This window comes from Aquibium sp. ELW1220, from assembly GCF_030398385.1.
Taxonomy (GTDB): domain Bacteria; phylum Pseudomonadota; class Alphaproteobacteria; order Rhizobiales; family Rhizobiaceae; genus Aquibium.
Window position 1 is genome coordinate 1 of record NZ_JAOAOQ010000112.1, and the last position, 1,033, is coordinate 1,033.

Below are 1,033 nucleotides of genomic sequence, written 5' to 3' on the forward strand. Positions count from 1 at the left end.
CCGTCGCCCGTGGGTCACGCTCCGTTCCGCTCCGCTTCACTTCGCGCGACCCACGGCGTGCATCCAGAAACCGCGGGAAAAGGGTACAGGAGGTGCCGAGCGAAGCGAGGCGGAGGGGGGGGCCCGCCGGATCCATCCGCGAGCGTCCAAGGTCTGGACCAGAGCCTATCCCCCCACCTTCGTCATCCCGGGCGAAGCGGAGGCGCAGACCCGGGAGCCGCGGCGGAGGGAAATACGGGGACAGTTTACTTAATTCGGCAGAGTTCGAGGCCTTCCTCAGTCGTTCTCGAGCCGAATTAAGTAAACTGTCCCCGCATTTCCGGCACCCGATCCGCGTCTGCCATCGCAAAGGAAATCAACCCTTTGCACGAATTTCACCCCGCTCTGTCCACACCCCTCCCACGCTGCCGCACAATGGTCGCAGCTGAAGGAGGACGGACGACGTGGGTGGTGCGGTACGGAACGGGCGGAAGCTGAGGAGCATGATTGCGGTGCTCGGCTCGATGGCGGCCAAGGCCGACATCGCCGCCGGCCGCGCCTTTCCGGTGCGCTGGTTGGTGCTGTTCTTCCTGCGCATCGCCGAGCGCATCGTGCAGGCCCATGTTGCCAGGGCGCTGCGGGTCGAGCTGGCGGAGATTGTGGCCGAGCTCACGCCCGTCGCCGGTCCCGGCGACGCGAGCCCCGCCGATGCCGTCCTGCTCGCCTGGCGCCTCCGCTGGTACGCGACCGTGCTTGTCGCGCTGCTCGAACGGCTCGGCGGCATCGACTGCCGGATGACTGGCCGCGACCGCGCGCCCGACCGGGCCGCCTGCAGCAGCGGCAGGCCTGCCTGCCGCGGCGCGCGTCTTGCCATGGCCGGCGGCGACAGGGCCGGCTTCCCGCTGCCGTCGTTCCACGACACGTCGTGACGTGGCCGCGCCGCTGCACCGAACATCTCCCGGGTCCGACTGGCCGGGCGGCAGAGCCGCCTCCCGGCGCGCCGGCGCTGGCGGAAATGCGGGGACAATTCACCGAATTCGGGGCCGCGCCCGTC

At 69.7% G+C, this 1,033-nt stretch carries 1 protein-coding gene; it reads left to right on the plus strand.

All coding sequences use genetic code 11. The annotated features are described in order from the left end of the window. The first annotated feature begins 482 nt into the window (after positions 1-482). Complete coding sequence (locus N1F91_RS30925; RefSeq protein WP_289997754.1) at positions 483-908, plus strand: hypothetical protein; 426 nt, start codon at positions 483-485, stop codon at positions 906-908. The last annotated feature ends 125 nt before the right edge of the window (positions 909-1,033 follow it).

Excerpts from the sequence above, each read along its gene's own strand:
- N1F91_RS30925 (WP_289997754.1), top strand. The coding sequence starts at position 483 with ATGATTGCGGTGCTCGGCTCGATGGCGGCCAAGGCCGACATCGCCGCC.